17 protein-coding genes are annotated in these 19307 nt (G+C 35.9%); 7 read left to right on the plus strand and 10 right to left on the minus strand.

Annotation, left to right across the window (positions count from 1 at the left end):
- Window positions 1-18: 18 nt before the first annotated feature.
- The gene (locus Q4496_RS04930; RefSeq protein ID WP_215973122.1) at window positions 19-2418 is read right to left on the minus strand and encodes an LPS-assembly protein LptD; all 2400 of its coding nucleotides are present in this window, start codon (window positions 2416-2418) and stop codon (window positions 19-21) included.
- A 118-nt stretch (window positions 2419-2536) separates the two neighbouring features.
- Here Q4496_RS04930 and djlA point away from each other — a divergent pair, with 118 nt between their 5' ends.
- Complete coding sequence (gene djlA / locus Q4496_RS04935; protein ID WP_215973123.1) at window positions 2537-3358, plus strand: co-chaperone DjlA; 822 nt, start codon at window positions 2537-2539, stop codon at window positions 3356-3358.
- Between the two features lie 130 nt (window positions 3359-3488).
- Here djlA and Q4496_RS04940 read toward each other — a convergent pair whose 3' ends face one another.
- The 4 genes from Q4496_RS04940 to Q4496_RS04955 form a co-directional block, all read right to left on the minus strand.
- A complete protein-coding gene (locus tag Q4496_RS04940; RefSeq protein ID WP_303495263.1) occupies window positions 3489-4481 on the minus strand; it encodes a DUF3530 family protein in 993 nt (330 codons plus the stop codon).
- A gap of 119 nt (window positions 4482-4600) precedes the next feature.
- Window positions 4601-5284, minus strand: coding sequence for a bifunctional tRNA pseudouridine(32) synthase/23S rRNA pseudouridine(746) synthase RluA (gene rluA / locus Q4496_RS04945; RefSeq protein ID WP_215973124.1), 684 nt, complete (start codon window positions 5282-5284; stop codon window positions 4601-4603).
- Window positions 5284-8202, minus strand: coding sequence for an RNA polymerase-associated protein RapA (gene rapA / locus Q4496_RS04950; RefSeq protein WP_215973125.1), 2919 nt, complete (start codon window positions 8200-8202; stop codon window positions 5284-5286). Before rapA ends, rluA begins: the two co-directional genes overlap by 1 nt.
- Before the next feature lie 276 nt (window positions 8203-8478).
- The gene (locus Q4496_RS04955; protein WP_303601262.1) at window positions 8479-9390 is read right to left on the minus strand and encodes a LysR family transcriptional regulator; all 912 of its coding nucleotides are present in this window, start codon (window positions 9388-9390) and stop codon (window positions 8479-8481) included.
- Between the two features lie 163 nt (window positions 9391-9553).
- On the opposite strand from Q4496_RS04955, the gene Q4496_RS04960 reads away from it, so the two are divergent.
- The 3 genes from Q4496_RS04960 to Q4496_RS04970 all read left to right on the plus strand — a co-directional run bounded on the left by Q4496_RS04960 (window position 9554) and on the right by Q4496_RS04970 (window position 12043).
- The gene (locus Q4496_RS04960) at window positions 9554-10726 is read left to right on the plus strand and encodes an MFS transporter (protein WP_303610014.1); all 1173 of its coding nucleotides are present in this window, start codon (window positions 9554-9556) and stop codon (window positions 10724-10726) included.
- A gap of 112 nt (window positions 10727-10838) precedes the next feature.
- The gene (locus Q4496_RS04965; RefSeq protein ID WP_215973128.1) at window positions 10839-11375 is read left to right on the plus strand and encodes a redoxin domain-containing protein; all 537 of its coding nucleotides are present in this window, start codon (window positions 10839-10841) and stop codon (window positions 11373-11375) included.
- A 158-nt stretch (window positions 11376-11533) separates the two neighbouring features.
- Window positions 11534-12043, plus strand: a complete 510-nt coding sequence (locus Q4496_RS04970; protein ID WP_303601264.1) for a DUF3016 domain-containing protein — start codon at window positions 11534-11536, stop codon at window positions 12041-12043.
- Here the strand turns inward: Q4496_RS04970 and Q4496_RS04975 are convergent.
- On the minus strand, window positions 12036-12917 hold the full coding sequence (locus tag Q4496_RS04975) for a LysR substrate-binding domain-containing protein (RefSeq protein WP_215973130.1): 882 nt from the start codon (window positions 12915-12917) through the stop codon (window positions 12036-12038). The genes Q4496_RS04970 and Q4496_RS04975 overlap by 8 nt on opposite strands.
- A 129-nt stretch (window positions 12918-13046) precedes the next feature.
- Here Q4496_RS04975 and Q4496_RS04980 point away from each other — a divergent pair, with 129 nt between their 5' ends.
- The gene (locus Q4496_RS04980) at window positions 13047-14114 is read left to right on the plus strand and encodes a YeiH family protein (RefSeq protein ID WP_303610015.1); all 1068 of its coding nucleotides are present in this window, start codon (window positions 13047-13049) and stop codon (window positions 14112-14114) included.
- 15 nt (window positions 14115-14129) lie between these two features.
- Here Q4496_RS04980 and Q4496_RS04985 read toward each other — a convergent pair whose 3' ends face one another.
- Both Q4496_RS04985 and epmB read right to left on the minus strand, forming a co-directional pair.
- The gene (locus tag Q4496_RS04985; RefSeq protein WP_215973132.1) at window positions 14130-14441 is read right to left on the minus strand and encodes a hypothetical protein; all 312 of its coding nucleotides are present in this window, start codon (window positions 14439-14441) and stop codon (window positions 14130-14132) included.
- A 76-nt stretch (window positions 14442-14517) separates the two neighbouring features.
- A complete protein-coding gene (gene epmB, locus Q4496_RS04990; protein WP_303610016.1) occupies window positions 14518-15546 on the minus strand; it encodes an EF-P beta-lysylation protein EpmB in 1029 nt (342 codons plus the stop codon).
- Window positions 15547-15634: 88 nt separating this feature from the next.
- On the opposite strand from epmB, the gene efp reads away from it, so the two are divergent.
- The gene (gene efp, locus Q4496_RS04995; RefSeq protein ID WP_215973134.1) at window positions 15635-16207 is read left to right on the plus strand and encodes an elongation factor P; all 573 of its coding nucleotides are present in this window, start codon (window positions 15635-15637) and stop codon (window positions 16205-16207) included.
- A 156-nt stretch (window positions 16208-16363) separates the two neighbouring features.
- On the opposite strand, the gene Q4496_RS05000 is transcribed toward efp, so the two are convergent.
- Entirely contained in the window at window positions 16364-17350 is a 987-nt protein-coding gene (locus Q4496_RS05000) for a glucokinase (protein ID WP_215973135.1), read from the minus strand.
- A gap of 425 nt (window positions 17351-17775) precedes the next feature.
- Here Q4496_RS05000 and Q4496_RS05005 point away from each other — a divergent pair, with 425 nt between their 5' ends.
- Entirely contained in the window at window positions 17776-18309 is a 534-nt protein-coding gene (locus Q4496_RS05005; RefSeq protein WP_215973136.1) for a DUF2780 domain-containing protein, read from the plus strand.
- Window positions 18310-18405: 96 nt separating this feature from the next.
- On the opposite strand, the gene Q4496_RS05010 is transcribed toward Q4496_RS05005, so the two are convergent.
- Window positions 18406-19302 (minus strand): mechanosensitive ion channel family protein, encoded by an 897-nt coding sequence (locus Q4496_RS05010; protein ID WP_303495262.1) that lies wholly within the window; start codon window positions 19300-19302, stop codon window positions 18406-18408.
- Between the last annotated feature and the right edge of the window lie 5 nt (window positions 19303-19307).

The raw sequence follows: 19307 nt of genomic DNA on the forward strand, positions 1-19307 counted from the left end.
TATAAATTGTAATTATGTTTAGTTTTGTAAATAGTAAGGACGTTTATAGCCAAAAATACTTGAATTAAACATATCTTGTGTGCCAATGGTATCTTGCTTACCATCTAGCCCTTTTATGATGAACTGTAGCTCTAAACCACTATTAAATTCATCTCGATTTTCATTAGAAAATCCATCGTTTAAGTTTGAGTTTATATGCCTATGGTACGCTATACGTACAGCCCAGCAACAACTTTCATATTGTATGCCTGTATAGCTTTCTATACTACGCTGCTCTTTTAAATCTTGTGTAACACGTCCGACAAAAGCCCAATCTCGATTAATTGCAACGTTTGCCAGTAATGACATTTGCTCTAAACTACTACCTGAGACATTACGAGTGTACCTATGGTTCAATTGAACTGAATTATATTTATCAATTTGATAATTTACAGCCGCTTGACTCTTATTCGTGAAGTTATCAATCGTATTGTATTGTATATCACTACTCATTTGCCACTTATGATTTAATCGATAAAATAAATTTGCAGCAACAGAAGATTGTTGCACACTTGGATCATTATCGCTATTAACGAGTATCTCATCGAAAGAATCACTCGTATTAATAGAGCTCAGATAGTCTAAAGAGTTAAGAGAATTAATAAAGTTAGCAGAGTTTTTACTTGATAAATATTGAATGCGACCAAGACTTAAACGAAAGACTTCTAAGTTTGACTCATTCAGAATTCGTGTAGTAATACCCCAAGTATATTGGTTCGCACTAGCGACTCGATCTAAACCACTATAACTTCTATCTCGGAACAAGCCATTAAAGTCGTCTTGTAAATTCGAGGTGTCATATAACCCAATATCTGATTGATCTTTTTCTGGAATATACAAATACTGGATTTGAGGCTCTATTGTTTGAGTATAACTGCTGTTAAACAGTGATAATGTTCTATCAAAGTTCACACCGCCGTGGAAGCGTATTTTCGGCAATGTTCGGCTAACTGTTTCGCTTAACTCACTTCCCGCTTGAATATTATCTTGCTGGTAATAAGTATGCATTAACTTAAATTCTGAATTTAGGAACCAAGCAGGTGTCGAGTAAGGAAAACTAACTCCGGCTTCAACATGATAGCGGTTTGCGTTTACTTGGTCATTGGTATCACTTTCAAAACTGGTTAACTCTGAGTATAACTCTAGTTGGCCAGATAAGCCTTGTTCAGAAAATAAAGTAAAGGGGTCTTGGGCTGAAATTTCAATATGTGGTAACGTTTTATAACTTGCTTGGTGATTACCTAATACTTCAAAATCTTGTAATTTCATTGTGGTTTGCCATTGCTCACCAAAATAAGATAATTCACCTATTTGATATAAGTAGGCATCATTTGAATTGTATTGATTAGAGCCAATATCAATTAAATAATTTTCATCACTGATAGTGGTATAATCTACGTAAGCACGGAAATTATTAGAAAATGTTCCCACATGTTGGAATCTGGCAAGGTAGCGGGCAGAATTATCTGATTTAAGCTCGTTATCTCGGTGAAGATATTCTATATCAATATTGCCACTTTGCAGCCCTGATAAATAACGGAACTCTGTTTTTAATTGCGTACCACGCTTTGACATATAGCGAGGGGTAATAGTGGCATCCATATTAGGAGCAATATTCCAATAATATGGAGTTTCAATCTCTATTCCAGAGTTAGTTGTACTGCCAATTCTCGGGTATAAAAGGCCACTTTTTCGCTGGTCAGATACTGGAAATGTGAAATAAGGTAAGTATAAAACGGGTGTATCAAACAGTCTTACTTGCGCATGATAAGCTTGACCTTCATTACCATCAGCAGATATTTTTATTTCTGAGGCTTTTATTTGCCAAGCAGGGCTATCCCCTATACAGGTTGTATAAGTTGAGCCAGCTAAACTTAGCCCTTCTTTTGAGCTTATTTGTAATTCGTTAGCACTACCATGACCAGGATTACCATAAAGTTGATACGCAGCATCAAGCATTGTACTTTTTTGTTCTTTCTTGCTGGCATAAAGTTCACTTGCATGAATATCGATATTTTGATTTTGGTAGTGTATGTTGCCGGTGGCATTAAATGTCATTAATAAACGATCAAAGTTAAGTTGATCTGCTTGTATCATTTGATTCTTATCAACAAGCGTAACGCCACCGCTGAAATTGGCAATTTGATCTTTCTCAATACTGGCATAGCTAGATGTAATATTAATACTATCGTCAGTTATCTTTGGTCCATTGGTAACCATAGGAATATAAATTGGAATAGGACACTGGAGCTGAAATAACTCATCTGTTTCGGAATCTACTTCACTATTTTTTTCAATAGTTGTTTCAGCTAACGTAGACATAGAAAATGTCATAGAAACAGAAGCAATAAAAATAAGGGATAATTGGAGAAAATGCATTTATTTGTAAATGTTATCTTAAATATGCGCAATGAAACGTATATGATATAGGAAATATACGTTTCTAGCTACGAGAAGCAAGCAAATAGCACATAAAGTGTAGGAGAATGATTAAAAAATGCGTATTTGGGGCAAAGTTTTAGGGTTTTTGTTTGGCTTTATGTTAAGTAAAAACTTATTTGGTGCGTTATTAGGTGTCTGGCTAGGGCATATGTTTGACCGTGGACGCGGATTTGATTTTGATGGTGTTACAGGTGGAAAAGAAGATGACGTTGCTCGGCAAGCTGCTTTTTTTTACACAACATTTTCGGTTATGGGGCATGTTGCGAAGGCAAAAGGTAAGGTAACCAATCATGAAATAGCTTTTGCAAGTGCTTACATGGATAAACTTAATTTAACCAGTGAGTTACGTCAACAAGCACAAGATGCGTTTCGAGAAGGGAAAACCACAGGGTTTCCATTAGAAGATCGCCTAAGAAAGTTTAAGCGTATTTGTGGTAATCGTCATGATTTACGCTTGATGTTTTTAGAGATCCAAATTCAAGTCGCTTTCTCTGATGGTGATTTAGACGCCAAAGAACGTGAAGTTTTACATACTACCGCTAAATTTTTAGGTTACTCAGCTCGTCAATTAGATAATTTACTTGAGATGATTATCGCCAGTGCCGCTTTTAATCAGCAATCAGGGCAAAGTTATCAGCAATTTAATGGTGAAAATGCACCAACTAGCGCAGGACAGTTAGATAATGCTTATAAAATTTTAGGAGTAAGTAAAGACGACTCTAAAGGTGATATTAAAAAAGCTTATCGTAAGCTTATGTCTCAACATCACCCAGATAAGTTAATTGCTAAAGGATTGCCACCTGCAATGATGGAGGCAGCAAAAGAGAAGACGCAAGATATTCAAGCTGCGTACGATTTGATTTCAAAGCAGGCATAGTGAATTACTTATAGAACGCTTAGTCATCTGAACTCGATTTAAGCTATTTATGCAGCGGTCAGCTGTTTCTTGAGCAAATAAAGAAGTGCTCTCTGTTGGTCGTTTGAAGGAGAGTATTCTTTAGTTAACCCTACCATCCAATGGATCTTAACCAACTATTCACTTGAGTAAGTAGCTCTGTTTCAGGGTAATATCCCATGGCACTATTGTTTAATTGGCGCTGACGATAGTAGGCTTTCATCTCTTGCTTAGACAATAACAAACGTTCTTTAGCTTTATATAGCGCAATGTGATTATCTTTTTTTAGGTATAAGTCTAGAACAGGGTATTCACTAGCCGCTAACCTTTTTGCAAAACGAGTGTTAGCCTCATCAATTAATGGCTGGTTTGTTAACATATAACTACTTAATAATATAAGTGCGTTAGGTGCTTGGCTTATACTGGGCTGCCCATTTTTTTGACTCAACAGATCTACCAGTAGTGCACCATTATTACCTTGAGCTATAATCATGAGAATGCCAGGGTAATTTTTTGCTTTGTCGAGCACAGCATTGAGCATTATGGCGAGTTTTATTTTATAGTCATCAATAATGCGTTGATTTTCTTCTTGTTGAGTATCAATTCTTATCGCGCTAGAAGGATAGCTTTTGGGTTTGTCCATTGGCTGAATACTAATGGTAGTCCAGCCATGTTGAGGTAATTGGTTTCGTAAAAAATTGATAGCTTTGGGGTTAGTCGCACCTTGCTGCCAATCAGGTAATAAAATTGCAACACCTTTATCATTTACAGTGGTGTTTTCAGTTATTAAAGTAATGTAATCGTCAGCACCAGCTAATAATGGCTTTACATTTTTGTTAGGTAAATAGTGTGTTAGATCGTCTTTGTATTGTTGTGCAATAGAAATTGGTGGTGGTATGGGAATAATTTCAGGCGCTGGCGCCTGAGTATCTTTTGCTGCAGTGGCATCTGCATTTGCTTCTTTCGCTGCTATATCCTCTGACATTTGTTTGGCATTATCATTTGTTGCAGTTGCAGCGTCTTGCTGTGCGACAGCATTAATATTTAACCAGGGTAGTAATAAAAAAAATATAATTAGCTTGGGTAACGTTAATGATGCTCGCACAGTGTTCCTTAATTTTAAGCCGTATCGAATAATGATTGAAATATTAGTTTAAAAGTTAGTTTACCTAATGATCAATAAATATATATCGGCCTATAAGTTAAAAGTATTAACTCAATGTATTAAGTAAATGGACAAGGGGCAACAAAATTGAGTAATTCTCCTGTTACAGGATGCGCTAAGCTTAAGTTTCTTGCATGTAATGTTAACCGTGAACTCGCGGCTAAAGCTTGCTTATGCGCATACAATCTATCACCTAAAATAGGGTGCCCTAACGCTAGCATATGCACTCTTAATTGATGAGAACGCCCTGTAACAGGCGTTAATTCAACTAAACTACTTTCTTCACCAGAACTTAAGTCGTTGTAGCTTAGTACTTGATAGTGCGTTAATGATTGTTTGCCATTTTCATGATCCACTTTTTGCTTTGGCCTATTTGGCCAATCACATATTAATGGTAAATCTACACTACCTGCTTGATCTTTTACCTGACCATAGACACGAGCAATATAGCTTTTTTTAGTTTTTCGTTGTTCAAACTGTCGACTAATAGAAACATGGGCAGGTTTATTTAGCGCCATAATCATAATACCAGAAGTTGCCATATCTAAACGGTGCACCACAGTTGCTGTGGGTAGTACGCGTTGCACTCTATTTTGTAAGCAATCTTGATGTTCAGGTAAGCGCCCTGGAACACTTAATAGTCCGCTACTTTTATTTAGTACAACAATGTCCTCATCCTGAAAAATAATATCAAGATAAGGTGTCATTGGTGGTGTATAAATAAAGTCTGGATTAGCAGCCATTAATGGGTCACTACTATCATACGTACGGCTTCAAAAGTGAGCTGGGCTTTATCAATATAATGCGTTAATTGACTTTGTTGGTGAGCAATAAAGTCAATTTCGGCTTGTCGAACACTTGGGTTAACCGCTTTTAATGCCGTTAATCTTTGCTGCTCTTGTTCAAGCTTAGTTTGCATATTTTCTAATGCCTTTGTTTGAATAGCTTTAATTTGTTGCTTACCATGACTTTCAGCTTTAGTGACTAGCGGTCCAATTTGAGATTTTAACGCTTTAATTAATTGTAAAGCTATTTGTTTTTTAACTGGTGCTAATTGGTTATCTAAAACAGATTCACTTACTTTATCAGCAAGATTATTACCTGTTTTATCGACTAAAATTCGAATCGGTGTGGTTGGTAAATAACGGCCTAATTGTAAGTGCGCTGGTGCCGTTGCTTCGACAGTGAATAAACATTCTAAAAAGAAAGTACCTACAGGTAAGGCTTCATTTTTTAATAGCCCTATACTTGCATTACCAATTTCGTCGCTAAGTACTAAATCTAGTACACCTCTAACCATTGGATGATCCCAAGTTAGTAATTGGTAGTTTTCGTTAATTAAGGCGGTATTACGATCAAAAGTAACAGTCGTTCCGTCTTCTGGTAAGCATGGAAAATTACTATTAAGCATGTGTTCGCTTTGATTTAATGCGATTGAATTGTCTGCTTTATCATCTTGCTGCACACCAAACACGTCTAACGCTTGAAACATAAATTGCGGTAAATGAATTTGTTTGTCATTCTTCTCTATTTTTTCAACTAACTCATAAGCACGGCCTTGGCCTGATGAGTTTAATTCGAGTAACTTATCACGGCCAGACTCTAATTCTGCTTTTAACTGGCAGTGCTTTTTCCAACTATCACTAACGAGTAGCTCGGCTTGACTAGAAACTTGTTGGTCACTTAATGCTAAAGCCAATAACTGTTCACCATATGTTTCATAAACTACGCGGCCAGTAATACAGGTATGTTCAAAGGCTTGCATTCCTTGCTGATACCAGTCAAGTAATAAGTGTTGTGCCGAGTCTTGAAAATAAGGAATATGCAAACGAATAATTTCGGTTTGCCCTATGCGGTCAAGGCGACCAATACGTTGTTCTAATAAGTCAGGATTACTTGGTAAATCAAATAATACTAAGTGATGCGCAAATTGAAAATTGCGTCCTTCGCTGCCTATTTCTGAGCAAAGCAATAATTGTGCACTGTCTTCATCTTGGGCAAAATATGCGGCAGCTTTGTCGCGTTCAAATATCGATAGACCTTCATGAAATACTGCTGAGCGAATACCTTCTTTAATACGAAGAGCGGCTTCTAGGTCAATCGCTGTTTGTGCATGTGCACAAATCACTAATACCTTTTCTTTTTTTAATGATTGTAGTAAATCAATTAAATAATCAACACGTGGATCAAAGTCGGTCCATACTTCGTTTTGATGATCTAAGCTGTATAGCATTTCAGGTGTGAAAACGAACTTAGCTTGTTTTGAGTTAGCCAATGTTTCAGGGCAACCGCTTAGCATAAATTCATTCAATGACTCTTGATATTGCTCAGGCATAATTAACGGTGCTGGGTGTGCTTCACGCGCAGGGAAACCTTTAATTGTATTACGCGAGTTTCTAAATAAAATACGACCGGTGCCGTGCCTATCAAGTAATTGAGATAGTAATTGCTTACGAACTTTTTGTTGGACATCAGCATTGCTATCGTTTAGCTGCGTTAGCTGTTGACTAATATTTGATTCTTTTAGTAATGCTGATAAGGTCTTTTCTTGATCAGACGAAAGTTTTTCGCCTTCAACTAAAGCATTGGCTGCGTCTGCTATTTCGCTATAACGAGACTCTTCTTCTATAAACTTGTCGTAATCAAAAAACCTATCAGGATCAAGTAACCGTAAGCGAGCAAAATGACTTTCATGGCCTAATTGATCGGGGGTTGCGGTAAGTAATAATACACCTGGAATTACTCGTGCTAATTGTTCAATGCATTGATATTCAATACTTGGATTTTCTTTGTGATAATTTAAATGATGGGCTTCATCTACCACCATTAAATCCCAGTCTTCACTAATTAGTTCTTCGTACCATTTAGGATTTTTAGTGACAAAACCTAAATTAACTAACACTAATTGTTCACTGCTAAATGGGTTTACATTATCTTCACCTGCGACTTCATCACAACGATCTTCATCAAAAATACTGAAGCTTAAATTGAAGCGACGTAGCATTTCTACTAACCATTGATGCATTAGTGACTCAGGGACTATAATCAAAATACGTTTTGCGCGCCCACTAACAAGCTGTTGATGTATTATCAAACCTGCTTCGATGGTTTTACCTAAACCTACTTCATCGGCAAGTAAAACACGAGGAGCAAAGCGATTACCCACTTCGTCAGCAATATAAAGTTGATGAGGAATAAGGCTAACGCGGGCACCAGTTAGGCCCATTAATTCAGATTGTTGTTGCTCATACTGATGGCGTAAACAGTCTTTACGCAAGCGAAACCAGTCGAGTCTATCAACTTGGCTGTTAAGTAAGCGGTCGTGCGGTTTATTAAATTTTATAAAGTGATCTATCATCACTTCTTTTAACGAAATTTCTTCGTTTAGATCATTACCTTGTTTTATGCCGTGGTAAGTAATAATACCGTGTTCTTCAGAGCTTGATGTTACTTTTAATGTCCAGCCTTCGTGGCTTGGAATTATGTCACCCTGATTAAAAATAACACGTGTTAAAGGAGCATTCGCTTTGGCATATTGACGTGATTCACCAGTGGCAGTAAAGACGATTGTAACGAACCTGTGCTCTATATTTGTAACTGTCCCTAACCCTTGATCTGACTCACTGTCACTTATCCAACGCTGACCTACCTGAAATGGCATAAAAAAGAACTCCAAAAACTATAAATTTAACAAAAATTACGATGCTGCATGAACAGCATTAAAAAAAGGCGCTATAGTACCTTTTCGCTATTCATAATCATAGTTAGCTTTAATAAAGTTTAGTGTTTTTTTCTCGTTATTTGTTAAATCAATGCTCATTATCGATGTGTAAATACTTATATTATTAATAGAAAAATAATATATATTCTTGATACTAAATAATATTCTGGAGGGAACAGTCTTGTTTATTTAAAAAACATATCCTTGTGTCTAAGGTTATCTAGTCATATTGTGTTTTATTTCCTTTTTGGCGGCTAGCACTATCTGTATGAAAGCATTTACTGTTGCGTTATTATCGATTTTTTTATACTGAATGTGCAGTGGAATTTGCGTATTTACATTATTTAACTCAATAAAACTACAGCCTTCACTGTATAACTTACGAATACAGTATGGGGCAATCGCAACACCTAACCCTGCAGCTACTTCAGTTACTAAGGTTTGCATGTGCCTTGGTTGGCTGATTATGTTAGGTGAGAACCCTGCTTCTTTACAATGTATTATTGTTTCATCAAATAATCCAAGTGCTTCATCACGATTAAAAAGTATAAATTGTTCGTCTTTTAACTGCGCTAAATTGATACTTTTATTATTTGCCAAGGCATGGTTTTGATTAACGATAGCAATCAATTTATCAATGTAAATACAGTGGCTAATAAATTCGTCATTAATTGAACTAGGTAGAGGCCTTGAAAATGCAATATCTATTTTTTCATTTTTTAAGGCCTCAATTTGTTCAGTTGCGGTCATTTCAAATAAGGTGACATGTACATATGGAAATTGAGAGCGATAAGCCCGCACTAAGGTCGCCATGAAGGATAAACATGCAGAGCCTAAATAGGCAATATTCAGCGAGCCTACTTGACCATTGTGTGCAAGTTTTACTTGTGCTGTCGCTTGCTCAGTTAAGGATAAAATGGCCGTAGCATCCTTTAGTAACTGTTCACCGGCTACAGTAATTGCTACATCTCGGGAGTTACGATTAAATAAAGTTACTCCAAGCTGAGCTTCTAAGGCAGAAATATGACGACTAATAGCGGGCTGAACTGTATTTAACTCGCGAGCGGCGTCTGAGAAGCTTTTGTGCTTAGCGACGGCAATAAAGCTTTTTAGTATTTTTAATTCCATAGCTGATTCAATTTGTAGTTTCGCCTTATATTTCTGCCGTGGGCATTAAAACTTTGTCTATACAGTTTTTATATAGATTCAATAAAATACTATCATTTTTGTTATCTCTTAATAAGGCCTATTATCTATCCATAAATTATTTATTTACCTACGCAAGAAAAACATGACGAATCCTGAAGAAAATCAGTCGTTGAGCCGGTTTATATTATTATTGATGACTACTGCTATTGCTGCAACAGCGGCAAATCTGTACTACAGCCAGCCGATTTTACCGCTTATTGCTGATGAGTATAAATTAACTTATTCACAATTAGGCAGCATTCCTGCATTTACCCAATTTGGTTATGCTTTTGCGTTACTATTTATTTCCCCGTTAGGTGACTCTATTGCCCGTCGGCGTTTAATCAGTATTTTGTCGTGCATTTTAGTTGTTGCTTGTGCAGTTGCGGTAATTGCACCAAGTTTACCTATATTATTGAGTGCAGTTTTTCTTATTGGTGTTAGTGCCAATATTACTCAGCAGTTAATACCATTCGCAGCTTCTATGGTATCAACCAATAATAAAGGCGTGACCTTGGGCACGCTAATGATGGGATTAACGCTTGGCATTCTACTTTCAAGAACGATAAGTGGCTTTGTTGGTGAGCAGTTTGGCTGGCGTAGTGTCTTTATTATGTCAGCAGTTTTAGCTGCAATATTTGGTATTTTGTTACAGCTATTTTTACCAAGCAATAAACCGCAAAGTAATTTACCTTATTTAGCACTTATTAAAAGCACCGTCAGTTTATTTGTTCAGCATAAGCTATTACAAATTTATACTTTATCCGGCGCTTTCTGGTTCGCTGCTTTTAATGTACTTTGGGCAACACTAGCGATTTATGTAAGTGATATGCCCTTTAATTACAACGCACAAGAAGCTGGCTTATTTGGTGTTATTGCATTAGCGGGTGTTATCGGTGCAAAATCATCAGGTAAATGGGTTAATATCTTAGGCTCTAAAAAATTAATCATGATGGTGCTGATACTTGCGGCAATAGGTTTTGCTATCACGGGTGTCTTTACAGGAAATTTAATTGCTTTAATTATCGGTATTGTTTTAATCGATTTTGCCATTTTTAGTGCTCAAGTCGCCAACCAAGTGCGTGTATTTAGTATCGACCCAAGTGCACAAAGCCGAATTAATGGTATTTATATGTTAGGTTATTATCTTGGTGGCGCGCTTGGCTCTATTGCGGGCGTTAAAGCATTTTCGCTTTATCAATGGCCTGGTGTTGTGATAGTTAGTGTTATATTTATTGCTATTAGTGCTACGTTTAACTCATTAGCAAAAAAATAACGCATTGATGTTTAAGTTTTGTTAGTTGTTAGCATGAATAGGCTAAATGTTGCATGTATTAGACTTACCTCACTTAGTAATAACAGTAAAATTCATAAATGAAGAGATGATTATGACAAATTCAGTAAAAATAACAGCTGGTAATATTTTCCCTACTATTGAAGCAACATTGCTTAACGGTACTATTGTCGACATGAGCAAAGCACATAGCGGTGCTGATTGGCAGATGATTATTGTATATAGAGGTAAGCATTGTCCACTATGTGTTCGATACTTAAATTTATTAGAAGAACATCAAGAAGCATTAAAGGCCATAGGGGTGAGCATATCAGCTATTTCAGCTGATTCAAAAGCTCAGCTTGCAGGCACTATGGAGCAATTATCAATAACTTATCCAATTGCTTACGGTTTAACTGAGCAGCAAATGCAGCAATTAGGGCTTTATATTTCAGCTCCGCGCTCAGAGCAAGAAACTGATCATAACTTTGCTGAACCCGGACTGTTTATTGTTAATGATGAAGGCATAACTCAAGCAGTAAATATTTCTAACACACCATTTCTACGTCCAGAATTAGATGTTGTGGTAAGAGGTTTAACTTTTGTTCGTAACCAAGAAGGATATCCAATTCGTGGCACAGTGACTTATTAATATTTCGTTAATTTGACTTGTATACTACTAGCCTTAAAGCACACACAAATATTTTATTGATAGTGTTGTTTTGCTTGTTATGTTGTTACATCTTTTTACAATGTTGTAGCGGCAAATATGCTTTAATAGCCTATACCCAGTAACAATAGGATAGAGTGATGAAAATATTAACCACAATATTATTTAGTTTGTTTATTACACTATCATCTTCTGGTTTTGCTTATGCGGCGACATCAGAGGTGACTTGGACCAATTATGAAAAATATCGTGATATTCGACCAAGTAATGGTAGTCGAAAACATTTTCGTGAAAGTACCTTTTATAATTTAGAAAAACACATTGCTAAACTTGCTGAGAAACTTCCAGAAGGGCAAGTTTTAAAAATTGATGTCACTGATGTTGACTTAGCCGGCGATACAATGGCTGGAGGCATAGATCAAATTAGAATTGTTAAAGATATTTATTTCCCTAGAATTAATTTTTCTTATCAATTAGTGAGTACCGATGGTAATGTAATTGAGTCTGCTGAAGTGATTCTCAAAGATATGAGTTTTTTGATGGGAAGTCGTTTAAGATATAGAAATGAGTCATTAGGTTATGAGAAGAACATGCTTGATGAGTGGTTTTTGGAAACCTTTGACAACCATATTACTATGCAAGTCAACTAATTATCTTCGTTTGAAGAAAAGTATGAAAGGCGCTTACAAGAGGGTCATGGCAGTAATGCTCTGATTCTATAATGGATAATTGACGATTTAAATTAAGGGGCGTTTCTAGCCTCTTAAATATTCCAAGTGTTAGTTCTTCTTGTATCGACAATAATGATAATACTCCTAAACCTAAATTCGCTTTAACGGTTTGCTTAATAGCCTCTTGTCTCGCTAAGTCCATGCTGTGGTTAATTGTACCGCCTAGTTGTTGCATAGCATTAATAAACACTGCACGTGTGCCTGAACCGTGTTCTCGTAGTATCCAACGTTGTTGTGACATTTCTGTTAATGTTAATTTTTTTTGTTTGGCCAACACATTATCTTTGGCACAGAAAACAACGAGTTGATCATTACGCCAAGCTGATAAATTTAATGATTTATGTGAAAGTGGTGCCTCAATTAAACCTATATGGGCTTGTCCAGCTAATAATTTCTCGGTGACTTGCTCTGAATTGCTTATGAAGAGTTTTGGCTCTACTTGAGGATGTATTGCTATAAACTCGGCTAGCAGTTGTGGCATAACATATGAACCAATAGTAACACTGGCAGCTACTTTTAATTCTCCTTGTAACTCGGTTGTAGTGGGTTGCTGAATTTGTTCTTGCAATACTAACATCTGTGTTGCTTTACTTAATAGCATTTGCCCATGTGCGTTAATCACTAGCTTACGGCCATGGCGAGTAAATAACGGGTAGCCTAATATATTTTCTAATTCTTTTAATGATTGGCTAGCAGCAGACTGTGTCATAGATAACTCTTGCGCAGCTTTTGTTATACCACTCAGCCTTGCGGTGGTGGTAAATACGGTTAATTGTTTTAATGTTATATTCATCTGCTATTTCACAATTTACTAGGTCATCATATATTAATATTTTTAATATAATACATTAAAAACATCTGTTTTTTTTATTTAAGTTCTCCCTATATATTATGCTTAACATGAATGATGAGAGAGAATGCAATGCCGTTTTCCAAAGATAATCGAGTAAATACACTTAATGGAATTTTGTTTGTCGCGCTATTAGCAATAGCAGCGACTTATTTAGCCGAACTCTCCTTTTTTAAAGAGTTAGCTATTAGCCCGTTAATTATAGGCATTTTGGTTGGTATATTTTACGGTAATAGCTTACGTGACAAGTTTCCTAATACTTGGCACGGAGGACTTGTCTTTTCGACTAAAACCTTATTACGTGCCGGTATTGTTTTTTATGGTTTTCGTTTAGTTTTTCAAGATATTGTACAAGTTGGTTTTGCAGGCGTTTTATTGAGTATTTTTATTGTAATAAGTACTTTTATTTTTGGCTATTGGTTTGGCACAAAAATATTAAAGTTAGATCGCGATACCAGTATTTTAATTAGTGCTGGTAGTTCAATCTGTGGTGCCGCAGCTGTATTGGCAACTGAGCCAGTAATTAAAGCAGAGGCTTATAAAACCAGTATTGCAGTGGTAACGGTAGTGATTTTTGGCACTATTGCTATGTTTATTTATCCGATCTTGTATCAACAGGACTTTTTAGGGCTAAGTTTAAGGTTAACAGAACAAGCGATGGGAGCTTACGTTGGAGCTACATTACATGAAGTAGCTCATGTGGTTGGTGCCGGTGCTTCAATGAGTGATGATATTGCTAACACAGCTGTTATTGTAAAAATGTTACGCGTTATGCTGCTAGCCCCATTCTTACTAGTATTAGGTGTTTGGCTGGCAAGTTTAGCTAAGCAAGGTAATAAAGCACAATATGTTATTAACGATAACTGGCAGCAGAAAGGGGGAGTTACGATCCCTTGGTTTGCTGTAGGCTTTATTGCCATGGTTGGCTTTAATTCACTGAATATTTTACCAATAACTTGGGTGGATAATATCAATCAGCTGGATAATTTTGCCCTAACAATGGCCATGACAGCATTAGGTATAGAGACACGCTTAAATAAATTTAAAGGTGTAGGTTTTAAGCCTATTTATCTTGCGAGTGTTTTATTTTTATACCTAATGACGTCTGGATATGCCTTATCTTATTACCTTATTCGTTAGCCGAAATACGGCTTATTAAGCGCTATGAGTTTTTTCAAAGCCAGCCAATACAGTGAATAATTGTTCAATTTTTTTAACTAAAGGAATGAGTAATTTCGAATTCTCTTTGTTTGCTTGCCATTGTAATAAATCATCAGCTATCTCTTCGACATAAGGTTGAAAAGTATCAGCTGAGCATGTGAAACCAGCATCTTTTTTAAAAATAGCTTCAAACCCTGCTTTTTTATGTTCACGCAAGTCTGCCAATGTTGCATCAGCGGTTAATGATCTTTTTAGAATCAACGAAATATTTTCAATTAATTGTTGTTCAATCGCTTTAGTAGTCATATTTTTTCTTTATTTGTCTAGTCGAGAGTAATTGCTAATATCAAAAGTTGCTATTAGCAGTCGTTATTAATAGTAATTATGTCAGATTTATTGGTGTTTTGTTAGTTTGACCTGCAATTTCACGTACCAATTTAGGCATTAAAAAGCCGGGTAAACTCGCAAGCATTTCGTTAACTATTTTAACCGCCTTTTTCTCTGTTACATCAAAGTGGGCAGCGCCTTGTACAGGATCAAAAAGGTGAAGATAATAAGGTATGATACCAATATCGAACATTTTTTCACTTAATGCGATTAGCGTATCGCTTTTATCATTGACACCATTGAGTAATACACTTTGATTAAATAAGGGAATGCGAGCTTCACGCAATGGCTCTAGTGCTTGTGCAAAATTATCATCTATTTCATTAGCATGGTTTATATGTAAAACCATAGTTGCTTTTAAGCGGGTACGGATTAATAAACCGACTAAACCCTTAGTAATACGGCTAGGGATAACGACAGGTAATCTTGTATGAATACGCAGACGTTTTACATGCGTTATGGCTTCAATTTGCTCAACTAGCCAAGTTAAGTGAGAATCGTTGGCCATTAAAGGATCGCCACCACTAAAAATGACTTCTGAAATTTCTGAGTGTTCGGCAATATAGATTAATGCTTGCTGCCATCGTTGTTTGTTAGGACTATTTTCTTGATAGGGAAAATGACGGCGAAAGCAATAACGGCAGTTAATGGCGCAACCTGCTCTAACAATCATCAATACCCGATTTTTATACTTATGTAGTAAGCCTTCAGCAACCGTATCGTGTTCTTCTAAAGGATCTGTGCTAAAGCCATCAGACATAATAAACTCATTAGATAACGGCATAACTTGCTTGAGTAAAGGGTCATTAAAATCGCTTTTTTTCATACGACTGATAAAAGGCAAAGGTACTCGAACAGGAAATAATTGTTTGGCGTTGAAATGTTGTAAATACTCAGCACTATTTATATCAAGCAATGTTAAGAGCTTTTCAGGGTCAGTAATGACTTGGCGAAGGTCTTTTTGCCATGAATTTTCATCACAAAGATGCAATTTAGGGTCAATTTGGGTTATTATCTGCGACAATTCTTATTTCAACTTATGATCTTTACCTTAGATGCTGTGTAGTATATTGGGTATGAAGGTAATGGACAATTAATTAAAGAGCACACTTATGGCTAATTTCAGTACTAACCAGTTTAAAGCTGGACTTAAAATCATGCTTGATGGCGAACCATGTAATATTCTTGAAAACGAATTGGTTAAGCCGGGTAAAGGTCAAGCATTCAATCGTGTAAAAATTCGCAAACTAGTATCAGATAAAGTATTAGAGAAAACATTTAAATCAGGTGAGTCGGTTGAAGGCGCTGATGTAATGGATGTTGAACTTGCTTATTTATATGCTGATGGTGAATTTTGGCACTTTATGAATAACGAGACATTCGAACAAATTGCGGCGGATGAAAAAGCTGTATCTGATACAACTAAATGGTTAGTTGAAGGTGATATTTGTACTATTACACTATGGAATAATTCACCTATTTCAGTAACACCTCAAAACTTTGTTGAAATAGACATTACTGAAACTGATCCTGGCTTAAAGGGCGATACTGCAGGCACTGGCGGAAAACCAGCAACGTTATCAACAGGTGCAGTAGTTCGTGTTCCTTTATTTGTACAAATTGGTGAAAAAGTAAGAATAGATACACGTTCAGGAGAATATGTATCACGAGCAACAGCTAAATAATTTAACTAATATAAATGAGTTATCGGCTTCGGCTTGCAGCTGCGTTATTTAAGTAACGAGCACAATATAAATATGAAAAAGTCCAAATAATATTATTTGGACTTTTTTGCTTAGAATTTTTACTAATACTCGGTAGTGATTGGCAGGATTAACGTTTTATCTTTGAAGTAATAATGCTGCAGCACCAAGTAAACCTGGCTGTGGTTCAGTAATAATATAGGTAGGTGTTTGCTTCGGTATATTCGATAAACGTCCTTTTGCTTCAAAACGAGTTCTAAAATCACTGTTTTTAATGAAGTCAATAAAACGTGGTGCAATCCCCCCTGCAATATATACTCCTCCTTGGCAATTTAATGTTAAGGCTAAGTTACCCGCGAAGCTGCCTAAGACTTTACAAAACTGCGTTAATGCTTGTTCACACACCGAACATTTACCAGATACTGCTTGTTGGCTAATTTCAGCAGCGGAAAGGTGCACCTTATCTTGACCGTTAATTGCAATAATTGCTTGATGAATTTGCTCTAAGCCGTAACCAGATAATAACTGTTCATAAGAAACTCGTGCTAAGTTCTTTTTTAAATGTTGTAAAATTTGTATCTCAAGTTCATCAACGGCGGCAAAATCTACATGACCACCTTCACCGCTGAAACAATGCCATTGACTCTTTCCATTTGAGGATATTGGTACTATGTGCGCAACACCTAAACCTGTACCAGGTCCGCATACCGCAATAGGCATTTGAGCTACTGTTGCACCACCGCCAATTTTAACTTTTTGATTATCATTTAATAGCGGAATTGCCATGGCAATAGCTGTATAGTCATTTATCATGGTTAAACTATTTAGGTTAAGCGCTGCTATTAGCTCTTTTTGTGAAAATTCCCACGGTAAATTTGTCATTGAAATAATGTCTTTATCTGTGGGACAAGCAATTGCTAAACAAGCATTTATACAGGTGCCAGCAATATTTTTGTTTTTAATATATAGTGCAATAACATCGATTAAACTCGCAAATTTAGCGCATTGATACGTTTCTATATCTGTATATTGAGATTCACTTTGTGCATTAGCTTGTGCTAAACGAATATTAGTGCCGCCAATATCGGCAATTAAATTAACTATTTTTTTATCATTATTATTCATGTCTACTTTTGCCTAATTATCTATGATTAACGTTAACGGTTGATATATTAATTACCATTAGTGTTTTTCAATGTTTATCGAATAATACCCATTTTAATAAATTTATTTCCTATAAAAGTTTTATTACTGAGTTTAGTACAGGAAATTATAAGACATTTTGCTAACTTTAACGTGTCTAACAAATGAGAATACTATGTTATTGTTTGCGTGACCATGCCTATTTTTGCTGGTATTAGCGTGTAATGTTCCTGATAAAAAATGTACTCATGCTTGGAAGTTTTCGTTGATATATCCATATAGTTGTTGAAGTAAATTATACTATTTTATAATTGTTGCAACGAATGTATTATTACTGTTAACTTAGGTTAACAGTGTGTTAATCTAAGTTAACTATATTATCAAGTTTATCCAAGGAATTTTTAATTATGAAAGCAAGTATCATTTTATTATCTGTAGCACTAAGTAGCTTAGCCATGCCTGCTTCAGCTATTAAATTACCTGATTCGTTAACAAGTAAGTTATCGGAAAGTAATTCAGCAACTGATATCGCTAAGAATGCTGCTACAGATATGGCAAAAAATGCGTTAACAACTTATGCCGCAACTGAGCTTGGTATGTCTGAAGCAATGGTTAGTGGTGGTTTAGCGTCTATTTTTAAAGTTGCACAAGATAACTTAACAACAGAAAACTTTTCAGAGTTAAGTACAGCGATACCGGATATAAGTAGCTATATCGACCAAGCACCATCATTTTCAACCTCAGCGATTACTTCGTTATTAGGTGATAGTAAAGCGTCTAAAACAGCACAAAGTGCGAGCTATTTAGATTCAGCTTTTGAAAGTTTAGGTATTCCAAAAGAAAGCCTTCCGCTTATGATCAGTACAGTTACTAGTTATTTAGATAGTAACGGTTATGGTAATGCTGCAGGAATATTGAAACAAGGGTTAAACTTTTTATAAGCCTTGTTAATCTTTTTAGTCTACTATTTTAAAATAAAAAACCGATATTTTTGTTAAAGAATATCGGTTTTTTTATATTTTCGTGTTGCTAGTTAGCTACTTTGATTCAACTTGATGAATATGTACATCACGTTGCGGGAATGGAATGTTGATATTAGCGTCATCTAATGCGGAATATATACTCGCATAAGCTTTATATTTTGACTCGTAAAGGTTGATGGTTGGTGTCCATAAACGAATACCTAATGTAATCGCGCTGTCAGAAAATTCATCAATACCTACTTGTAGTTTGTTGCTATCGCCAATGATATCAAGTGACATCATGGTTTTTTTCAGTAATTCTGCAACTTCTAAAGGGTTATGCTCATATGAAATTCCAACTTTTAATTCAAGTAATGAGTCATTTTTGGAGTTATGTAGTATTTCGCCAACAATATGTTTATTCGGTACGGTAATGATCACATCATCTTCATTTTTTAATACAGTATAAGCTAAGAGTACTTCTTCAACGACCCCTGTAACACCGTGCACGGTTATGGTATCACCGACCACAAAAGGTCTAATAATAATAATATTAAAGCCAGCCGCGTAGTTAGCTAGTAAACCTTGTAAAGCTAAGCCAGCACCTAAAGAAACAGCACCAATAGCAGCTACAAATGGCGTCACACTAATACCAAGTTTACTTAAGGCTACAATGGTTATCATTACCACAATTATCATTTTTGAGGTATTAGATAAAAATTGGCTTAGGGTTATATCTAATTTATTTTTAAGACAGAGTTTTAATACCCATTTAGATATTTTACCCGCAAGGATATAACCAATAATAAAAACAATTAGTGCGCCAATAAGTTGAAAACTGTAATTGGTAAAGAACTCAATAATAATGTTGTATATATTCGCGACTTGATTTATTTCATCTTTTAATAAATTAGTGGGGTTAAGCGCGGTAGTGACTTTTTCTGTCGTGTCGGCAAGTTGAGTGGTAAACACAAATA

Source organism: Colwellia sp. 5_MG-2023, assembly GCF_030547795.1.
Classification (GTDB): domain Bacteria; phylum Pseudomonadota; class Gammaproteobacteria; order Enterobacterales; family Alteromonadaceae; genus Colwellia.